This is a genomic window from Seonamhaeicola sp. ML3, from assembly GCF_023273855.1.
Classification (GTDB): domain Bacteria; phylum Bacteroidota; class Bacteroidia; order Flavobacteriales; family Flavobacteriaceae; genus Seonamhaeicola.
In genome coordinates, this window is record NZ_CP096884.1 from 218606 (window position 1) to 237263 (window position 18658).

Sequence of the window (18658 nt, forward strand, 5' to 3'; positions counted from 1 at the left end):
GTAAGATGGTTGACTGAAGACTGAAGACTGAAAAAATGAACATACTGGATAAAATAGTAATTGATAAACGCAAAGAAGTTGATTTAAGAAAAGGGTTAATACCTATTTCACAATTGGAGCAATCCGTATTATTTTCAAGAAATACGGTATCATTGGCTGAACGTTTAAAAAATAGTGCTTCTGGGATTATCGCAGAACACAAAAGACGATCTCCTTCAAAATCAATAATCAACAACAGTTTAAATACTCAAGATGTTGCGTCTGGTTATGAAAACGCAGGTGTTTGTGGAATGTCCGTTCTAACCGATGGAAAATATTTTGGTGGTTCTTTAGATGATTTATTAACCGCCCGAGCTAGTTGTGAATTGCCGTTATTAAGAAAAGAATTCATTATTGATGAATATCAAATTCTTGAAGCTAAAGCTTACGGTGCTGATGTCATTTTATTAATAGCTGCCATTTTAACCAGAGAAGAAATAAAACAGTTTTCTGAATTTGCTAAAAGCTTAAACCTCAATGTACTTTTAGAAGTACACAACGAAGAAGAATTGCAGAAGTCCATAATGCCAAGTTTGGATATGCTTGGCGTTAACAATAGAAACCTCAAGACTTTTGAAGTTAGCTTAGAAACAAGTAAATCTTTAAGTAGCATTATTCCAGATGACTTTGTAAAAGTATCAGAAAGTGGAATTAGTAATGTAAATGCTATTAAGGAGTTGCAACCTTACGGTTACAAAGGATTTCTAATTGGGGAAAACTTTATGAAAACAGATAACCCAGGGGCTAGCGCCACAGAATTTATAAAAGAACTAGAGCTATGAAAATAAAGATTTGTGGAATGAAATATCAAGATAACATTGAGCAAGTTGCTGCACTGCAACCTGATTATCTTGGTTTTATTTTTTATGAAAAAACACCTAGGCACTTTGATACTAAGATTCCTGAAATTTCTAGTGATATAAAAAAAATCGGTGTTTTTGTAAATGAAAATTTAAATACGGTCATTGAAAAAATCAATGAATTCGATTTACAAGCTGTTCAATTGCATGGAGAAGAAGCGCCTTACTATTGTAATATGCTCAGAACAACTACACTTTTATCTAAACCTGTTGAAGTCATCAAGGTGTTTTCCGTTATGGATGGTTTCAATTTTAAGGTGTTAGATGAATATGAGGATGTTTGTGATTACTATTTATTCGATACTAAAGGAAAACTTCCAGGTGGTAATGGTTATAGGTTCGACTGGAGTCTTCTAAACGATTACCCATCAACCAAACCCTTCTTTTTAAGTGGTGGTATTGGTATAGATGAAGTCGAAGACATTAAGAAATTTAAAGCCAGTGATGCTTCTAAATATTGTTATAGTCTTGATGTTAATAGCAAATTTGAATTAGAACCTGGACTTAAAAATGTTGGCGTTTTAAGAGAGTTTATAAACAAACTTAGTAATAACAAAAAAATGCAAGAATATAATGTAGACGAAAGAGGGTATTATGGTGATTTTGGAGGAGCGTTTATACCCGAAATGCTATATCCTAATGTAGAGGAATTGAGGCAAAATTACCTCAAAATCATGGCAGAACCAGACTTTAAAAAGGAGTTTGACCAACTTTTAAAAGACTATGTTGGTAGACCTTCTCCCTTGTATTTTGCCAAACGACTTTCGGAAAAGTATAACACAAAAATTTACCTTAAGCGAGAAGACCTGAATCATACGGGTGCACACAAAATCAACAATACCATTGGGCAAATCTTAATGGCAAAACGATTGGGTAAAAAGAGGATTATTGCTGAAACGGGTGCTGGACAACATGGTGTTGCCACAGCTACTGTATGCGCTTTAATGGGACTAGAGTGCATCGTTTATATGGGTGAAATTGATATTGCACGCCAGGCACCAAATGTTGCCAGAATGAAAATGTTAGGCTCTAAAGTAGTTCCTGCCCTATCAGGAAGTAGAACATTAAAAGATGCCACCAATGAAGCTATCCGTGATTGGATTAATAATCCTGTAAATACACATTATATCATTGGATCAGCCATTGGCCCTCACCCCTATCCAGATATGGTAACGAGATTTCAATCAGTTATTTCTGAAGAAATTAAATGGCAACTAAAAGAACAAGAAGGACGTGAAAATCCTGATTATGTTGCAGCTTGTATTGGAGGCGGTAGTAATGCTGCCGGTACTTACTATCATTTTCTACATGAAGAGAGTGTAAAAATTATTGCAGTTGAAGCAGCAGGTCTTGGTGTTGATTCTGGTGAAAGTGCCGCCACTTCGGTTTTAGGAAAAGAAGGTATTATTCATGGATGTAAAACCTTATTAATGCAAACTAACGACGGACAGATTACGGAACCTTATTCAATTTCAGCAGGTTTAGATTACCCCGGAGTTGGGCCGATGCATGCACATCTAGCTAAAACAGAACGTGCAGAATTCATATCTATAACAGATGATGATGCTATGAAGGCAGGATTAGAACTTTGCGAATTAGAAGGTATAATTCCCGCTATTGAAAGCTCTCATGCTTTTGCTATTTTCAAACAAAAGCAATTTAAGCCAGATGATGTTGTGGTCATGTGCCTATCAGGACGTGGCGATAAAGATTTACAGAATTATATTGATTATTTTAAGATATAGATTTATGGCGTTACTACAAGGGTCGAGCTTTCTCGAAAAGTTTTTCCTTAGCGGAGTTTAAGAGCTCTCTTTGAGTAGCTCCAATAATCGCTCAATCCCTTGCAGGCGCAAGAGTTTAGAAAATTGAAAAACAATTTAGAACTATAAAAAGTATTTAGCAAAAGGGCGAGTCCCGATTTCCGATGGAATCGGAATCATCAAAAACCAGAAATAATGAACGAAAGAGTGAAGATGCGAAGCAAAGCTTCAAGCACGAAACTCTGAAAGTGAATGATGCTATAGCAATTTCCTATTTTTGATTTGATTTTTTGGTTCGTTTTGCATCAAGGCAAAAATGAACAAAGCAAACATAAAAAAAGTATAATTTAAAATAGATTCCTGCCTCCGCAGGAATGACAGAAAAAATGAATCGTATACAAGAAAAGCTAAAGGAAGACAAAAAACTGCTTTCAATATACTTTACAGCAGGATACCCTAACTTAGATGAGACCGTTAAAATCATTCAAGATTTAGAAAAAAGTGGAGTCGACATGATAGAAATAGGCCTACCATTTAGTGACCCATTAGCAGATGGACCAACAATTCAAGATAGCTCAACACAGGCTTTGAAAAATGGTATGACCACTGAAGTTCTGTTCAATCAGCTAAAAGACATTAGGAAGTCGGTTAATATTCCTTTAATCATAATGGGATATTTTAATCCTATGTTACAATATGGTGTTGAAGATTTCTGTAAAAAATGTCAAGAGATTGGTATTGATGGTTTAATCATTCCTGATTTACCTGTAGACGTTTATCACGAGGAATATCAATCCACTTTTGAAAAATACGGGTTAATAAATGTATTCTTAATTACACCTCAAACCAGTGATGAGCGCATTAAATTTATCGATTCAGTTTCAAACGGTTTTATTTATATGGTAAGCAGTGCAAGTACAACTGGCGCAAAGTCTGGCTTTGGAGACGAGCAAACCGAATATTTTGAACGAATCGATAACCTTAATTTAAACAACCCACAAATTGTTGGTTTCGGAATCAGCAACAATAATACTTTTACAGCTGCAACCAAATACGCTAAAGGCGCTATTATTGGGAGTGCATTTGTTAAACATGTTACGAATGAGGGTACTGATAACATTCACTCTTTTGTCAAAAGTATTTTAGAATAGGTTAATTAATATTAATTGGCTATATTTGGTAAACCAATTTGGTAAACCAAATATATGTTTAGATTAAAGTTCCAATTATTTTCCTTATTGCTAGTTTTTTTTGTCTCTAAAACTTCTTATTCCCAAATAGTTTTAGATGCTGATGGACCAGGAAACACCTACGAATTAATCACTTCGGTATTAGCTCCAGGTTATAACCCTATTGAAGTCCCTGATTGTAATCACGGAACTTTTGCTAGACATATTGATGAAGTATACGACAGTGATTTAAATGATAATGTTTTCAGATTTCACATTCATGTTACAGATGATGATGACCGCTGCATTAATTTCGACCGACAAAGAAACGAGATTAAATCTTATGATAAATCTCCTGATAACCTCAAGGCTGTTGAAGGGGAAACGGTAATATATAAATGGAAGTTTAAACTAGATGCTGGATTTCAGGCTTCTCCTAACTTTACTCATTTACATCAGTTAAAATCTGTTGGAGGGCTTTATTCTAGCATGCCAATGTACACGCTTACAGCACGAAAAGCCACACCAGATAGAATAGAGTTACGTTATGCAGAAACTAACTCTCAAACGACTTTAATACAAACTGATATCGCACCTTTTAAAGGTGTATGGGTAGAAGCAACAGAGACCATAAAATTTGGTACAAACTCAAGCCCTAACGCTGGCACATATTCGCTAGAATTAAAGAAAGTTAGCAATCAAACGGTTTTGTTGTCCTATTCTGATAATGCCACAAAGAATTGGCAAACAGATGCAGATTTTGTTCGCCCTAAATGGGGTATTTATAGAAGCTTAAACAATTCGCAAGACTTAAGAGATGAAGAAGTTCTTTTTGCTAATTTCAGCATTGAAGAAGTTTCAAGTTTAAGCATCGACAACACCATTACATCTTCTTTCAAACTACATCCCAATCCAGTTAAAAACTTGTTACATATTGAAAACTTAAATGGACTAAACTTAAATTCAGTGATTATCAATGATTCACTTGGAAAGCGAGTTCTAAAGATAAATGCATATAACAAGAAACCAATAGATATTTCTAACTTCCCTGCTGGCATTTACTTTATTATCTTGAAAGCAAAAAACAATATAATTAGCAGAAAAAAAATTGTTAAAATTTAAGTTTTAAAACAATCAATCCTTAACTTCACTATTCTGTAAAAACAGAATAAAATGCCTGCTGAAAAAATTTCTATATTTTGGTTTAGAAGAGATTTAAGACTTGAGGATAACACCGCTCTAACTCACGCCTTAAATTCGGAATACCCCGTGCTACCTATTTTCATTTTTGATGATGGGATTTTAAATGAATTAGATAAAGATGATGCCAGAGTCAACTTTATCCACTCCACTTTATCTTCAATTTCTTCGAAAATAAATAAAGAATTTGGCGGTTCACTTTATGTTTTAAAAGGTACACCTTTAGAGCAATGGCAATTCCTTCTTGAAAACTATGACATACAAGGTGTTTATGCAAACGAGGATTACGAACCCTATGCCATAAAGAGAGATAGTGAAATAAAAAAACTACTGTCAACTAAAGCAATCCAACTTAATCTTTACAAAGACCAAGTTATTTTTGCCAAAAATGACGTTCTAAAAAAAGACAACACACCGTATACTGTTTTTACTCCTTTTAAAAATCAGTGGTTAAAAAAATTTGACGATAGTCTAACCTCAGAGCAAAAGAGTAAAAATATATCCAATTTCTATAAAACAGGTTTTCCATTCCCAAGTTTAACAGACATAGGTTTTACTTCATCGGCAATTGAAGTGAAGGACTATCGTATAAACGATTTAGAGAATTACGAAGCTGAAAGGAATTTTCCAGCACTTGATAAAACCAGTTACCTGTCTCCACATTTGAGATTTGGGACAGTTAGTGTTCGTAAACTAGTGAAACATTTTAAGCAAAATGCAACCTTCTTATCAGAACTTATTTGGAGAGAGTTTTTTATGCAAATCCTTTTTCATTTTCCAGATGTAGTGCAACATAATTTCAAAAGAAAATATGATCATATACCCTGGCGTAATAACGAAGAAGAATTTGAACAATGGAAACAAGGCAAAACGGGTTATCCTATGGTTGATGCAGGTATGCGCGAACTAAATGCAACAGGATACATGCATAACCGAGTGAGAATGGTTGTGGCTAGTTTTTTATGCAAACACTTATTAATTGATTGGCGATGGGGTGAAGCTTATTTTGCAAAGAAACTCCTTGATTTTGAATTATCTTCAAATAATGGTAATTGGCAGTGGGCTGCTGGAACAGGTTGCGATGCGGCGCCTTACTTTAGAGTTTTCAATCCTTCCGAACAAGTAAAGAAATTTGACAAAAACCTCAGCTATATCAACAAATGGGTTCCAGAATTAAATTCGCTTGAATACCCAGCCCCAATGGTTGATCATAAAGAAGCTCGGGAAAGGGCTATTTCTACCTATAAGAATGCCTTAAGCTAGCCTAATGCTTTCTCAGTAAATCTTCTAGAGTAGGTTTTAAATGGTGATGCTCAAAATGAAAACCTTTACTTTCTATTTTTTTAGAACTTACCCGCTGGCTATCAAACAATACCGTGTGCATTTCCCCGAGAATAAGTTTCATAACAAACTTTGGAATATTAGGCAGGAACAATGGCCTTCTTATGACCTTAGCAATGGTTCTTGTAAGCTCTTTATTTGTAACTGGGTTTGGGGCAACACCATTGTATGTTCCAGTAAGATTATTGTTAATGATATACAAAAACATATTAGCTAAATCCTTGATATGAATCCATGATTGCCACTGCTTACCACTACCAAAAGCTGCTCCTACTCCAAATTTTATTGGCTTAATCATTTGAGGTAGCGCCCCTCCTTTATCTGACATCACCAACCCAATTCTTATTCGGGAAACCGGTACATTAATATCAGAAAATCCATTAACTGCTTTTTCCCATACTTCTACAACTTCACCCAAAAAAGACTCATCAACTTCCTTAAAAGTCTCTTCGTAATAATTCACCAAAGAACTGGGATAAATACTAATCCCACTTGCAGAAACAATTTGTTTTATACTGTGAGATTCACCTTTTAAGGCGTTAATTAGTAACTCGGCACTCTTTACTCTACTCGATAAAATCTCTTTTTTATATTCGGGTGTCCAACGTTTTGAAACTGTAGCTCCAGCGAGATGGATAATGGCATCTACATTCTTAAAACATGCTTTATCTATTTCTTGGGTCACCAAGTTCCAATAAAATCCATGATAATGTTCATCAGTCTTTATTTTAGATTTATTGGTAGTAAGATAATTAACCATTATGCCTTGTTCATGACAAGATTTAACGATTTGTTGTCCTATGAGACCTGTGGCTCCTGTTATTAATACCCTCATACATTAAAATTACGAAATGGAGATTCCATTTGCTAATAAATTAAGTTAGGTTTAACAGTTGGGATAAAAGACAGGAGACCGATGACAAATAATATAGAACTGTAAACTGCTCACTGCATACTGCTAACTGAACACTTGATTGCCCTCAACATTTCACGTTTGCCAGGAGGACCAGGGAGTTTTTCCACTGAAAACCCAACGGACTGCATAGCTCTACGCACGCTTCCTTTTGCGGAATAAGTCACCAAAACACCATTGTCTTTTAAAGCATCATACATTCTTTTAAAAATCTCTTCGGTCCACAACTCTGGCTGTACCCTTGCTCCAAAGGCATCAAAATAGATAAGATTAAAAGCCTCTTTATCTTCAATCTCATCGAAAAACTTATGTTGTTTTATAAGTGAAAACTTTTCAGAAAGTTGGTGTTTTCCCTCCCAAAGTATGTTGTGAATCAATTCAAATGTTTCAACAGCTTTAGGAACATTCAATTCAGAAGCATAGTTCAAAAGTTCTATTTCATCTTTAGAAACAGGATACCCTTCAACACCTACATAATCAATTTTGGCTTTAATCTTAGCAGATTCCAAAAATGTGATTAAAGCATTAAGGCCTGTTCCAAAACCAATTTCTAGAATGGATAAATCTTTATTAGACTTCTCGACTCCGCTCGAAGTGACATCTATGGTTAATTCATTTACATTCCAAAGATGATGCAACCCATATTTTATAAATACATGATACGCTTCTTGGATAGCACCGTGCTTTGAATGGTATTGTTCATTCCACTTTGGAATATGAATGGTGGTTGAACCATCGGCAGTAATAATAATTTCCCTCTTCAAAATTATTGCGCTACTAAAACACCATCGGCCTCAAAAGAAAATGTCTTTTTCGATTCTGTTATGGCAGCAATTTCTTGTTTAGATTTTCCTGCATCTTCGGCATAATGTTTCAATTCATCAACCGGTACCTCATTAACAAAAGCTTTTCCGTTTACAATGACTTGTTTCCCTTTAATATCTTTTGGAACAAAAAAACCATAATCCTTAAATTTAACCATAGCTTCTTTTCCTTCTCCTAATTGTAATGTCATCCAACACCCTTTGGCTTGGCAAACATCTGTTACAGTAGCTATCATCTTAGAGTTAATACTATCTCTGGCATTCATATCTTGGTAATGATAAAGCATAGATGAAGCAGCTATGGCATCATCGCCAATAATCTCTTTTCCATAAGATAGGTATTCAATTTTAGGAACTTTATTTGGGGTTTCTTCTACTTTCTCTTTACAAGAATTCAGAATTAAAGTGCAAACAAACACAACGATAAGCGTCCTCATAGTGGTAAATTTTAAACGATTTAGTAAAGATACCGCTTTTTAACCTTTATGCTTTGAGTCATCCCCTTAAAACGACTAGATTAATAAATTAAAAACAACAGATCACAAGGTCTTTTCTTCAAAAAAAGATTATGCCTAGCAAACATTTTCTACCTGCACAAAAACTAGGATTAATAGGTAGGGTTCGTGGAAGGTTTGCTTAGATATTTAAACCTACATCTAAAAGAGCTATAGCATCTTTTATTTCTTTTGGAGTTCCGTAAATTATATAGACTTCATTTCTATAGGCCTCATAAACATTATCGTCTAATTGCGTTCTATTGATCATCCCTCTAATCCTATTTGAAAATCCGTATTTACTCATAGTTGGAATCCTTTTTAAATCGTAATTCAATTTGATAAGGTTTCCCCTAAAATCCTTGTAGGCTATACTATTATCGGTTTCATTAACGCCAATAATCACATTTTTGTTAACATCTGTTTTAGGTTGATATAAGCCTAAGGCCTTTCCTTCGGTTTCTGTATTAGAATCGGAAAGTATAAAAACGGTATTATCAGCATCTGGAAAACCACTACCAACACTCTCTTTGTCTGTAATAGCCCATTGTCCATTCGTTTTCCTGTAATACAAATATTTTGTAGTCCATACACTCCTGTCATGTCTAAGAGACCAAACACCAGTCATTACATTCATATCCTTATCAGAACCTGGATGTACACCACTTGGGGCCTTTATAGAAATATCTGATTGTACAGCATCTGGATTCCACAATTTTGTACCTGCACGATGTTGGTTGATACAATGCCCAGGAGGACGAATAAATGAAATTTGATAATAGTGTTTTACGATACCTATAGATATTCCGTATTGTCCTGAAATATCTTCATAGGTTCCATAATAATCAAATTCACTTTTAACCTCATCCAATTGTTTACCTTCCAACCCCTCTTCGTCAAGTCCATCTTCATCAGAATTTCCTCCGTCATTTCTATATGGGTCCTCTCCAATATTTTCCCAGCGCGTAAAATCATATTGTCCATCGCCATGCCAAAGCGCCATAGGCCTAGGCTCCACAATTAATTTTTTTCCATCTTCTGTTTGTGTAATTGCACATGGTGAACCTAAGGTTTCAAAAAAGCCGGCCTGAGTAGGGTTGTATCTACCACCATGAGATGCATCTCTAATGGCCACCTGCCCTGCTCTACCATACCTATCTGATTCTGGTCCCATAATATCTCCCAAACCAGGAATAACCACCTCGTTTATCACTCCTCCACCATTTGAGGTAATTCCTATTTGAAAACCTGATGGCCCAGATTGTAAATGATGCGTAGTAACCCTTGGGTTAGATTCAGATATGATATCAAAAGCCTCTGGTGCTTCAGGGGTTTCTTCTTTTGGTTCTTCTACTTCTTCTTCTTTTTCCTCAGGCATTTCAACTTCAGGTGCCTCTTCGATATCCCCACTTTTTTGGCAATTCAAAAATAATTGACTAACCAAAAACAAACTAAAAACTGTAAGTCTGAATAATTTCATATAATTATGTTTAATCATCATTATCATAACAAATATCGTTTAAAGACATTTAGTTTGTGTCCTGTAGTGTATGTATGCTTATTCTCTTAATAAACTATGTAGAATTATAATCTGAAGTAGTACGCTCTGCACCAAAACACATCCTAAACCAAGCTTAATTAGTTATTATTCTTTGAATTTTCCTTTTGAAAAAACCAATATTTAAGTACAAAAAAACAAAACGACTATTGGTTGAATAACTTCAAAATTTCAATTTTAAATGATTTAAGCAAAGACACCTTTTTTTAACCTTTTTATTTTAACTTTGTCCTGTAAAACAACGAGATTATGAACGCAATAATCAATAACATTGAGATTATAAAAGCAGAGTCTTCTAAGATTAATGAGGTAGACTTTGACAATTTGACGTTTGGAAGTGTGTTTTCTGACCACATGTTGGTATGTGATTATAAAGATGGTAAATGGCATGCACCAAAAATCACGCCTTATCAACCTATCACATTAGACCCTTCTGCAAAGATTTTCCATTACGGACAGTCCGTCTTTGAAGGCATGAAAGCATACAAAGATGTAGATCAAAATGTCTGGTTATTTCGTCCTTTAGATAACTTTAAGCGTTTAAATATTTCGTCTAAACGTCTATCAATTCCGGAATTGCCTGAAGCATATTTCATGGAGGGACTGAAAGCGTTATTAGAACTTGATAAAGATTGGATTCCAACAAATGATGGAAGTTCATTATATATTCGTCCGTTTGTTTTTGCATCCGGACAAGGATTTCATGCGTCTCCTGCAGATGAATATAAATTTATAATCTGTACTGCTCCTTCTGGATCTTATTTTTCCGGTGATGTAAAAGTTCTCATTGAAGAAACTTATTCTAGGTCTGCAAATGGCGGTGTTGGGTTTGCAAAAGCAGGTGGAAATTACGCTGGACAGTTTTATCCAACGCAATTAGCAAAAGCCAAAGGTTATCATCAGGTTATTTGGACCGACGATAACACACATGAATACATCGAGGAAGCTGGTGCTATGAACATTTTTGTTAGGATAAATGATACTTTGATTACAGCTCCAACAAGTGATAGGATCCTTGATGGTATTACGCGGAAAAGCATTATTGAATTAGCAGAATCTGAAGGTATCGATGTAGAAGTTAAAAAGATAACGGTAACAGAAGTTGTTGAAGCTGCAAAAAATGGAACGCTAAAAGAAATGTTTGGTGCCGGTACGGCTGCCGTAGTTTCACCGATTTCTGCGTTTGGATACAAAGGCACAGACTACGAATTACCGAAGTTAAATGATACGTATGCAAGTTTCTTAAAAAAACGTATTACAGACATTCAAACCAATAAAACCGAAGACCCTTTTGGATGGCGTTTTAAGGTATAGACATTCGTTATCCTTTCCAAAGGGAAAGAGAATCGTAACAAAAAAGAGAAGCAAAATACTTCTCTTTTTTTATATCTTCAATAAGAAACTGAATCAACATTTGTGTATTGTTCAGTTTGTTAGTTCAGGGCAAACATTCTTATTTGTTTAAAATAGCTTCAATATTTGGCTTGAAGTAATTGGGCCCTTTTAACACCTTTCCATCTTCTCTATAAATGGGCTCACCATCTTCACCCAGTTTACTCATATTACTACGTTGAATTTCTTCAAAAACTTCTTCAATTTTATATTGCATACCATGTTCAATAATAGTACCACATAAAATGTAAAGCATATCTCCAAGAGCATCGGCTACCTCAACTAAATCGCCATCGTTGGCGGCGTCTAAATACTCCTCATTCTCTTCACGCATTAATTTGTAACGCAACATATTTTTTTCTGATCCCAGATTGGCTTTAGGACTTTCTCTGTGCCCTATTTTAAATGCTGTATGGAATGCTTTGACCGCTTCAATTTTATCTTTCATAGATATTAATCTAATTATTTACTTTTGCATAAAAATAATTATATGTTTAGTAAAGGTCAAATCATTTTTGGAATTTTATTTTTTATTGTCTTTGCAATAATTATTGCATTTACCTACAGAAAAGATTTAAAGCTCCATAAACGCTTTTATGCCGGAAGCGTATGGATTCTTATTGCCTTTATCTCCTTTATTCTCTTCATAGCTGCCATAAAATTTTTCTTTAAATAAATTTATTAAGTTCGCTTTAAATATTTACCAAGCTATATGGTTTAGTAGCACATGACTCGTAGAGTGGAAAAATCAAAAAAAAGAAGGTAGGAAAAACATGTTTTAAACTGTTTAATAAATAAAAGCAATAATCAACGCAACCTTTTTTTGTCCTGTACATCTAGTTAATAACTAAACCAACTATTAAATATGAAGACGCTATTAATTATCTCCATTCTCTTAGTAATTAATCTACTCTTACTGGTATTTAGTGTAAATAAAAGAACAGATCCCTGAAACAGAAATCCGTTCTTATTTTTTACTAAAAAATTAGTTTTAATTCACTTCTGGCAAGAAACTATAGTTTTTGCTATAGTCTAACATTTGAGATGTAAATGCCTCTGGTTGTATTACTTTAATAGCGATTATTTCGCCTGATTCATTTTTATCAGCAACCAAAACCGGATTCACAAACCCTGAATATGGTGCCGAGGTAAATTGCTTGTTTCTTTCTAAAACCTCTGCATGAATATCTTGATCTACCTTAACACCGTAACCTTCTACTAAAGCCTCTACTGCAGCGTAATCACCTTCAGATTTTATACGTTGTGTTTCTCTTAATAACTCTCCAAAAAGACTATGTAACTTATCATAATCAGTTATATTAAAGAATGTCTTGCCCTCTCTTGTTACTTTTTCAATGACATTATCCTGTTCTCCTTTTTCCAAAACCCATGCACTTACCCATTGCCTGTTTCGCATGTGAGCCTCTTCAACGTCATCGCCTAGATTTAGTCTTATTAGCTGCATGAGCAAACCATTACGAATGTAATTATCGTATGCAGCCTTCCCAACCGCTTTCCAATCTTCAACTAAACCTAATTCTTGCAATTTAGGATTGTACAAATAATAAAGCCCTACTAAATCTGCTCTTCCTTCTTCTAGTGTGGAGGCATAATTTTTTAGTGTCTCTTTGGTTTCACCAACTCCTGGGTTTAATTTTCCAGAGGCATGCCCAATCACCTCGTGTAACGCCGTATGAAGTTTATCGGCTAATTGCCCATATTTTTCCTCTAAATCATACTCTTCTTGATCATGAACAAATTCCTTTAACCTTCCTGAACTACCTGCATTATTGTAAGCTTGAATAATATTTCCTAGAGAGACCGATTTACTTCCTACTTCTGCTCTTATCCAATTTGCATTAGGTAAGTTCACACCAATAGGAGTACTTGGCGAGGCATCTCCAGCTTCTCCAGCTACATTAACAACCTTATAGGTTACTCCTACCACATTAGCTTTTTTGTGCTCTTCCATTATTGACGAATTATCTTCAAACCATTGTGCATTATCAGATAGCACTTTCATTTTTTGAGACATGTCAAAATCATTAATCTGAACAATATTTTCGTATGAGCCTCTATATCCAAGCGGATCATTGTACACTTCAATAAAACTATTTATGTAATCTATATTACCATCTGTGGCATTAGTCCAAGCTACATTATAATCGTCCCATGTTTGAAGATCACCTGTTTTGTAGTAAGCTATCAATAACTCCAATGCTTTTCCCTGAGCTTCATTTTCAGCTACACCAACAGCTAACTCTAACCATTTTACAATTTCATCAATAGCACTACCATAAAGTCCACCTGATTTATAAGTACGCTCTTTTAAAACACCGTTTTCTTTAACTAGCTGAGAATTTAAACCAAAAGATAGCGGCTGTTCTGGATTGGGTGATTTTTTTGCAGCATAGAAACTTTCCACATCTGCATTAGTAACATTAGGTCCATAAAAATTTACTGCAGACAGAGCAACATTATCAACACCTTTACTTTGATTTACCTTTTTTGAATCAAGGTCATTAAAAATTACATCGAACGCCTCTCCTTCTAAAACCGTATTTGTTTCTGCCAATAGCTGTTTGAAGTAAGCCGGTGAAAAGTCTGGCTTCAACTTATCGTTTGAGTAGTGATGATGAATGCCATTACTGAACCAAACACGCTTCAAGTACACTTCGAAAGCATTCCATTCACTGGATTTTTTATCACCTGTATATGTTGTGAAGATATTTTCTAGAGCCTTCCTTATGGTTAGGTTGTGACGATAGTTTTGATCCCACATAATATCCCTACCACTTAAACCGGCCTGAACTAAGTAGTATACTAATTTTTGCTCTTTCAAAGTTAATTGTTCCCACCCTGGAATTTGGTACCTTAAAATTTTTAAATCTGCAAACTGCTCAACATTGTAATTGAATTTAGAATTTTCTACTACTTCGGCAGTAGCTGGGTTCTTTTCGCTTTTTGCATCAATACACCCAAAAAACAAAGCTGCAAGACATAAGGTACTTAAAACGGTATTTAGTTTCATTTTGTAAGTTTATTTATTATTAAATATCTAAAATTTGAATCAAAAAAAGATTATGATTATTAATTAAAACAAAAATACATTATTTAACTATAAACAGATATTAAAAAACATACTTTAATGACAATTAAAAATGATTATCTTTGATTGACCAACCACCTAACTCCCTAAAACGAAATAAATATTTAACATGTTATCTTACATGAGTCTATTTTTCTGTAAGATTACTTAAAGATTTTTAAATTAATAGACACATTCATGAAAGCTCTTAAATATATCTTATTTCTGTTGCTCATAATTATCATAGGTACATCTATCTACATAGCGGTTCAACCAAATAATTATGAATTTTCCAGGAGCAGAATAATTCAAGCTCCAGCCTCCTTGCTTTTTGAAGAGGTAAATGATTTTAAAAATTGGCCTAGTTTTTCACCTTGGATAGAGAAAGAACCTAATGCTAAACTTACTTTTGGTGATGTTACCTCTGGTGTTGATGGTAGTTATGCTTGGAACGGTAAAATTCTAGGTGAAGGAAGTATGAAAACCATTGATGCAACAGAAAACAAGTCCATTGCGCAGCGTATTGAATTCATAAAACCTTTTGAATCTCAATCTAATATCAATTGGACTTTTGAAAAGACCAACGAGGGCACCAAGGTGACTTGGGGCATGAAAGGGGAACAAGATTTTATGACCAAGATATACACCACTTTTATGGGTACCATTGAAGACAATACAGGTCCAGATTTTGAGAGAGGCCTGTTTAAACTGGATAGTGTTATAAGCTCCAATATGAAAAAGTTTTCAATACATATTGATGGAGAAACAGAATATGGTGGCGGTTTTTACATGTACAAGACAACAGCAGCAACCGGCGCCAATATCAGTCAAATAATGGGTAAACAGTATGGAGATATTATGAGCTATATGGCAAAAAACAACATTGTTGCCAACGGTATGCCTTTTACTATCTACAATGAAATGAATCCTGAAAATGGGAGTATCATCATGAGCAATGCCATTCCTATTATGAGTAAGGTTAAAGTTGAAAAAGAAAGCGATATTATATGTGGCTTCATACCTAAATTAAAAGTTCTTAAAACAACACTTAAGGGCAATTACAGTAACTTACCAAAGGCTTGGGAGGCCGCTATGCAACATGTAACAGAAAATAATATGGTATTATCTGAAATGAAACCCTTTGAAATCTATGTTAATGACCCAGGGGATTTTCCTAACCCAGGGGATTGGATTACCGAAATTTATATCCCTATAAAGTAAATGAAACAGCTTTTTTTCGTTTTTATTGGCGGAGGTTTTGGTAGCGTGCTCCGCTACATTCTTGGCAAGTATTTAAACAACAGCGAAACCGGAATACCTTATGGCACGTTTGCAGCAAACATTTTAGGCAGCTTGCTCATTGGTATTATACTAGGATTAGCAGCTAGAAACAATACTTTAAACCAAAGCCAAACCTTGTTACTTGCAACGGGTTTCTGTGGAGGTTTCACTACATTTTCAACATTTGCTTACGAAAATCATATATTCTTAAAATCTGGAGACTTCACAAGCTTTGCGATATATACTGTTACTAGCTTTACCGTTGGATTTTTAGCAGTGTTTTTGGGCATGTTTTTGGTTAGGCCGTAATATACCAAAAAACTAATGATTACAATTTAAAAATAAAATTACGCACCGCTTAAACCATTTAGCAGAGCCATATATTGTCTGTTATTTGGATATAGTTCAATAAGTTGTTTAGCAATATTTCTAGCTTTATTGATTTGCCCTCCTTTCTGATATATATAGGCTAACACATATAGCAAATCTCCGTTTTGTGGAGAAATTTCTAGCCCCTTAACAATAGTAGTCTCTGCTTTTTTCAAATTATTTACCTTATCATACAAAAGGCTTAAGTTATAGTAGAACCTTATATTATCAGGCATATACTTAATCGCAAGCTCCATTTGCTCTATGGCTTCTTCGTTTCTATTTTGTTCACCTAAAAGTAACGCATAAGAATAATATGTTTGTCCAAATTCTGGTTCCTGAGAAATGACAGTTTTAAAAGCTTCCTCAGACTCTTTTAATTGTCCATTTCTGTAGTACAAGTTCGCCAGGTTAGTACGTATAATATTATTTTGGTTATCAATCTCAAGAGCACTTTCATAAGATTTAATGGCATTTGGCACATCACCTTGTTTCAAAAAGAAACTACCCCGCTTGGCTCTCCCTCCAGCAAAATCTGATGTAACCCGCAAATGCGTTTCAAATTCCTTTTTTACCTTATTGTAGATTTCCTTATACTCTGGAGGTACTTGCTGTGAATTTAAATTACCCAGTGCAAAGAAAGCTTTAACCCTAACACTTCTTTTTTCATCTTTTAAAAGAGGCAAAAAGTAATTAATATAGTCGACATTAGTAATTTCCCCAAGTACATCTAGTGTAGCTCCACGCACAAGGGGCGAATCATCTTGTAAAAACTGCAGCATGTTTTCTATGGCATCGGCGCTATAATAATTTGCCATGTTATTAATTGCAGAAGCTCTAGCAATATTTGGGTAAATAGTATCGTGCGCAAGAGCCAACAAACTCTCATAACCGTTGGTTTCTCCAGCAATACCGGGTGCAAGCAAATCTGAAAAATGATTACTATCTGGCTCGCCATAATTCTTCTTAAAATGATCCAAGGCCCATTCATTAGTTTTATCATCATGACAACTCACACAAGCATTTGGAGTACCATATTTTAAACTCTGGTCTGGTCTTGGAATTCTAAAACTATGATCCCTCCTATAATCATTACCCATATAAAACTTACCATCCATATGGCAATTTATACACTTAGCACCTTCAGAATCTATCTCATGAAAATGATGGGATGACACATCGTATTTTGGTTTTTCATGGCATTGCAAACAAAGTGCATTTCCTTCAAATTTTAATTTTAGGCTATGAGCATTATGACAGTCTGTGCAAGTTACATCGTTTTGATACATCTTACTTTGTACAAAAGATCCATATACATAAACCTCGTCCAGAATTTGGCCATCTGGATGGTATAAATTGTTCGTCAATAACTGCGGAAAATAATGGTCTAAAGTTGTTCCTTCGAAATTAAAATGTGAAGAATATTGCTCCCTGCGCATATGGCATCGAGCACATTGATCTACCAATGTTTTAGGCGGTGTTTTTGAAGTCATCCACATACTTTCTGTGGATTTATATTGCTCACCAAGCTCCTTAACTTGATTCACGTGATTTTTCCCTGGTCCATGACAGGCTTCGCAATTCACATTGATTATGGCATATTTGGTATTATAACTATGAGTAGCTTGATCATAATTCTTTCTAACGTTAGTAGAATGACAGTCTGAGCACATGTTGTTCCAGTTAAGCCCTCCCCGAGACCAATGCAACCACTCTGAGTGAATCACTTTAAAATCTGGATATAAATCGAACCACTTATTTTTCTCGGTATCCCAGGCTGTTCTTAAACACTGGTAATGACCATTTGGAAACTTAACGATATATTGTTGCAGAGGTGTTAAACCAAAAGTGTATTCAATTTTATAGTCATGGTATTCACCATCAGGCCCTTCGGTATTAACATAGAATCCATTGTCTTTTGTGAAAAATCTGGATTTTACATCTTGACTTGTAAAAGTTGTGTCATTGAAATTACCAATAACTGTATTTTTGTCAGCTACCTGCATAGCTTTATCATGATGCGACCCTTCCCACTCCTCTGATTCTCCTTTATGACATTCCGCACAAACTTTATCTCCCAAAAAGTTACTATCCGGAATTAAATGGTCCGAAACGAAAACATCACCATCTTTGGCGTCAACATAACTTGGCTTCTTTTCATTACACGAGAAAAACGATGTAAAAAAAACAAATAAGACCCCAGCAGCAAGCGACCGAAATAACAAAGAAGTTGAATACATAAAAATCACTAAGTGTTGACCAATAAAAGTATTCAAAAATATGCTTTGCAATGGTCGTATCAAAGAAAATAATATGATTAAATAAATATAATTTTCATCAAATAATTAACTTTTTCAAGCTTTTACT

Annotated in this window: 15 protein-coding genes and 1 pseudogene; 9 read left to right on the plus strand and 7 right to left on the minus strand. The window is 34.8% G+C overall.

What is annotated here, in order from left to right; genetic code table 11:
• Positions 1-35: 35 nt before the first annotated feature.
• The 6 genes and pseudogenes from trpC (at position 36) to M0214_RS01060 (ending at position 6294) form a co-directional block, all read left to right on the plus strand.
• A complete protein-coding gene (gene trpC / locus M0214_RS01035) occupies positions 36-821 on the plus strand; it encodes an indole-3-glycerol phosphate synthase TrpC (protein WP_248723622.1) in 786 nt (261 codons plus the stop codon).
• Positions 822-838: 17 nt separating this feature from the next.
• A pseudogene (locus tag M0214_RS01040) lies at positions 839-1426 on the plus strand (phosphoribosylanthranilate isomerase); the annotation flags it as partial.
• Positions 1427-1459: 33 nt separating this feature from the next.
• A complete protein-coding gene (gene trpB / locus M0214_RS01045) occupies positions 1460-2644 on the plus strand; it encodes a tryptophan synthase subunit beta (protein WP_248724916.1) in 1185 nt (394 codons plus the stop codon).
• A 404-nt stretch (positions 2645-3048) separates the two neighbouring features.
• Positions 3049-3813 (plus strand): tryptophan synthase subunit alpha, encoded by a 765-nt coding sequence (trpA, locus tag M0214_RS01050; protein WP_248723623.1) that lies wholly within the window; start codon positions 3049-3051, stop codon positions 3811-3813.
• A 54-nt stretch (positions 3814-3867) separates the two neighbouring features.
• Positions 3868-4953: a T9SS type A sorting domain-containing protein gene (locus M0214_RS01055; RefSeq protein WP_248723624.1), complete on the plus strand. Its 1086-nt coding sequence runs from the start codon at positions 3868-3870 to the stop codon at positions 4951-4953.
• A gap of 51 nt (positions 4954-5004) precedes the next feature.
• On the plus strand, positions 5005-6294 hold the full coding sequence (locus M0214_RS01060) for a deoxyribodipyrimidine photo-lyase (RefSeq protein ID WP_248723625.1): 1290 nt from the start codon (positions 5005-5007) through the stop codon (positions 6292-6294).
• A gap of 1 nt (position 6295) precedes the next feature.
• On the opposite strand, the gene M0214_RS01065 is transcribed toward M0214_RS01060, so the two are convergent.
• From M0214_RS01065 to M0214_RS01080, 4 genes are all read right to left on the minus strand, one after another.
• Positions 6296-7207, minus strand: coding sequence for a TIGR01777 family oxidoreductase (locus M0214_RS01065; protein WP_248723626.1), 912 nt, complete (start codon positions 7205-7207; stop codon positions 6296-6298).
• A 110-nt stretch (positions 7208-7317) separates the two neighbouring features.
• Positions 7318-8049, minus strand: coding sequence for a tRNA (5-methylaminomethyl-2-thiouridine)(34)-methyltransferase MnmD (gene mnmD / locus M0214_RS01070; RefSeq protein ID WP_248723627.1), 732 nt, complete (start codon positions 8047-8049; stop codon positions 7318-7320).
• Between the two features lie 2 nt (positions 8050-8051).
• The gene (locus M0214_RS01075) at positions 8052-8546 is read right to left on the minus strand and encodes a DUF4920 domain-containing protein (RefSeq protein WP_248723628.1); all 495 of its coding nucleotides are present in this window, start codon (positions 8544-8546) and stop codon (positions 8052-8054) included.
• A gap of 199 nt (positions 8547-8745) precedes the next feature.
• The gene (locus tag M0214_RS01080; RefSeq protein ID WP_248723629.1) at positions 8746-10083 is read right to left on the minus strand and encodes a hypothetical protein; all 1338 of its coding nucleotides are present in this window, start codon (positions 10081-10083) and stop codon (positions 8746-8748) included.
• Positions 10084-10410: 327 nt separating this feature from the next.
• On the opposite strand from M0214_RS01080, the gene M0214_RS01085 reads away from it, so the two are divergent.
• Complete coding sequence (locus M0214_RS01085) at positions 10411-11475, plus strand: branched-chain amino acid aminotransferase (protein WP_248723630.1); 1065 nt, start codon at positions 10411-10413, stop codon at positions 11473-11475.
• Positions 11476-11614: 139 nt separating this feature from the next.
• On the opposite strand, the gene M0214_RS01090 is transcribed toward M0214_RS01085, so the two are convergent.
• Together M0214_RS01090 and M0214_RS01100 are read right to left on the minus strand one after the other, a co-directional pair.
• Entirely contained in the window at positions 11615-12001 is a 387-nt protein-coding gene (locus M0214_RS01090) for a nucleoside triphosphate pyrophosphohydrolase family protein (protein ID WP_248723631.1), read from the minus strand.
• A 543-nt stretch (positions 12002-12544) separates the two neighbouring features.
• The gene (locus M0214_RS01100) at positions 12545-14584 is read right to left on the minus strand and encodes a dipeptidyl peptidase 3 (RefSeq protein ID WP_248723633.1); all 2040 of its coding nucleotides are present in this window, start codon (positions 14582-14584) and stop codon (positions 12545-12547) included.
• A 255-nt stretch (positions 14585-14839) separates the two neighbouring features.
• Between M0214_RS01100 and M0214_RS01105 the strand changes: the two genes are divergently transcribed.
• Both M0214_RS01105 and crcB read left to right on the plus strand, forming a co-directional pair.
• Positions 14840-15862 carry a GyrI-like domain-containing protein gene (locus tag M0214_RS01105; protein WP_248723634.1) on the plus strand — a complete coding sequence of 341 codons (1023 nt, stop codon included), beginning with the start codon at positions 14840-14842 and terminating at the stop codon, positions 15860-15862.
• Complete coding sequence (crcB, locus tag M0214_RS01110) at positions 15863-16231, plus strand: fluoride efflux transporter CrcB (protein ID WP_248723635.1); 369 nt, start codon at positions 15863-15865, stop codon at positions 16229-16231. It begins immediately after the preceding gene.
• Between the two features lie 38 nt (positions 16232-16269).
• Here the strand turns inward: crcB and M0214_RS01115 are convergent, their stop codons facing one another.
• On the minus strand, positions 16270-18531 hold the full coding sequence (locus tag M0214_RS01115; protein ID WP_248723636.1) for a tetratricopeptide repeat protein: 2262 nt from the start codon (positions 18529-18531) through the stop codon (positions 16270-16272).
• Positions 18532-18658 lie beyond the last annotated feature (127 nt).

Excerpts from the sequence above, each read along its gene's own strand:
- M0214_RS01085 (WP_248723630.1), top strand. The coding sequence starts at position 10,411 with ATGAACGCAATAATCAATAACATTGAGATTATAAAAGCAGAGTCTTCT.
- M0214_RS01075 (WP_248723628.1), bottom strand. The coding sequence starts at position 8,546 with ATGAGGACGCTTATCGTTGTGTTTGTTTGCACTTTAATTCTGAATTCT.
- trpB (WP_248724916.1), top strand. The coding sequence starts at position 1,460 with ATGCAAGAATATAATGTAGACGAAAGAGGGTATTATGGTGATTTTGGA.
- M0214_RS01065 (WP_248723626.1), bottom strand. The coding sequence starts at position 7,207 with ATGAGGGTATTAATAACAGGAGCCACAGGTCTCATAGGACAACAAATC.
- trpC (WP_248723622.1), top strand. The coding sequence starts at position 36 with ATGAACATACTGGATAAAATAGTAATTGATAAACGCAAAGAAGTTGAT.
- M0214_RS01080 (WP_248723629.1), bottom strand. The coding sequence starts at position 10,083 with ATGAAATTATTCAGACTTACAGTTTTTAGTTTGTTTTTGGTTAGTCAA.
- M0214_RS01105 (WP_248723634.1), top strand. The coding sequence starts at position 14,840 with ATGAAAGCTCTTAAATATATCTTATTTCTGTTGCTCATAATTATCATA.
- crcB (WP_248723635.1), top strand. The coding sequence starts at position 15,863 with ATGAAACAGCTTTTTTTCGTTTTTATTGGCGGAGGTTTTGGTAGCGTG.
- M0214_RS01060 (WP_248723625.1), top strand. The coding sequence starts at position 5,005 with ATGCCTGCTGAAAAAATTTCTATATTTTGGTTTAGAAGAGATTTAAGA.
- M0214_RS01090 (WP_248723631.1), bottom strand. The coding sequence starts at position 12,001 with ATGAAAGATAAAATTGAAGCGGTCAAAGCATTCCATACAGCATTTAAA.
- trpA (WP_248723623.1), top strand. The coding sequence starts at position 3,049 with ATGAATCGTATACAAGAAAAGCTAAAGGAAGACAAAAAACTGCTTTCA.
- M0214_RS01100 (WP_248723633.1), bottom strand. The coding sequence starts at position 14,584 with ATGAAACTAAATACCGTTTTAAGTACCTTATGTCTTGCAGCTTTGTTT.
- M0214_RS01055 (WP_248723624.1), top strand. The coding sequence starts at position 3,868 with ATGTTTAGATTAAAGTTCCAATTATTTTCCTTATTGCTAGTTTTTTTT.
- M0214_RS01115 (WP_248723636.1), bottom strand. The coding sequence starts at position 18,531 with ATGTATTCAACTTCTTTGTTATTTCGGTCGCTTGCTGCTGGGGTCTTA.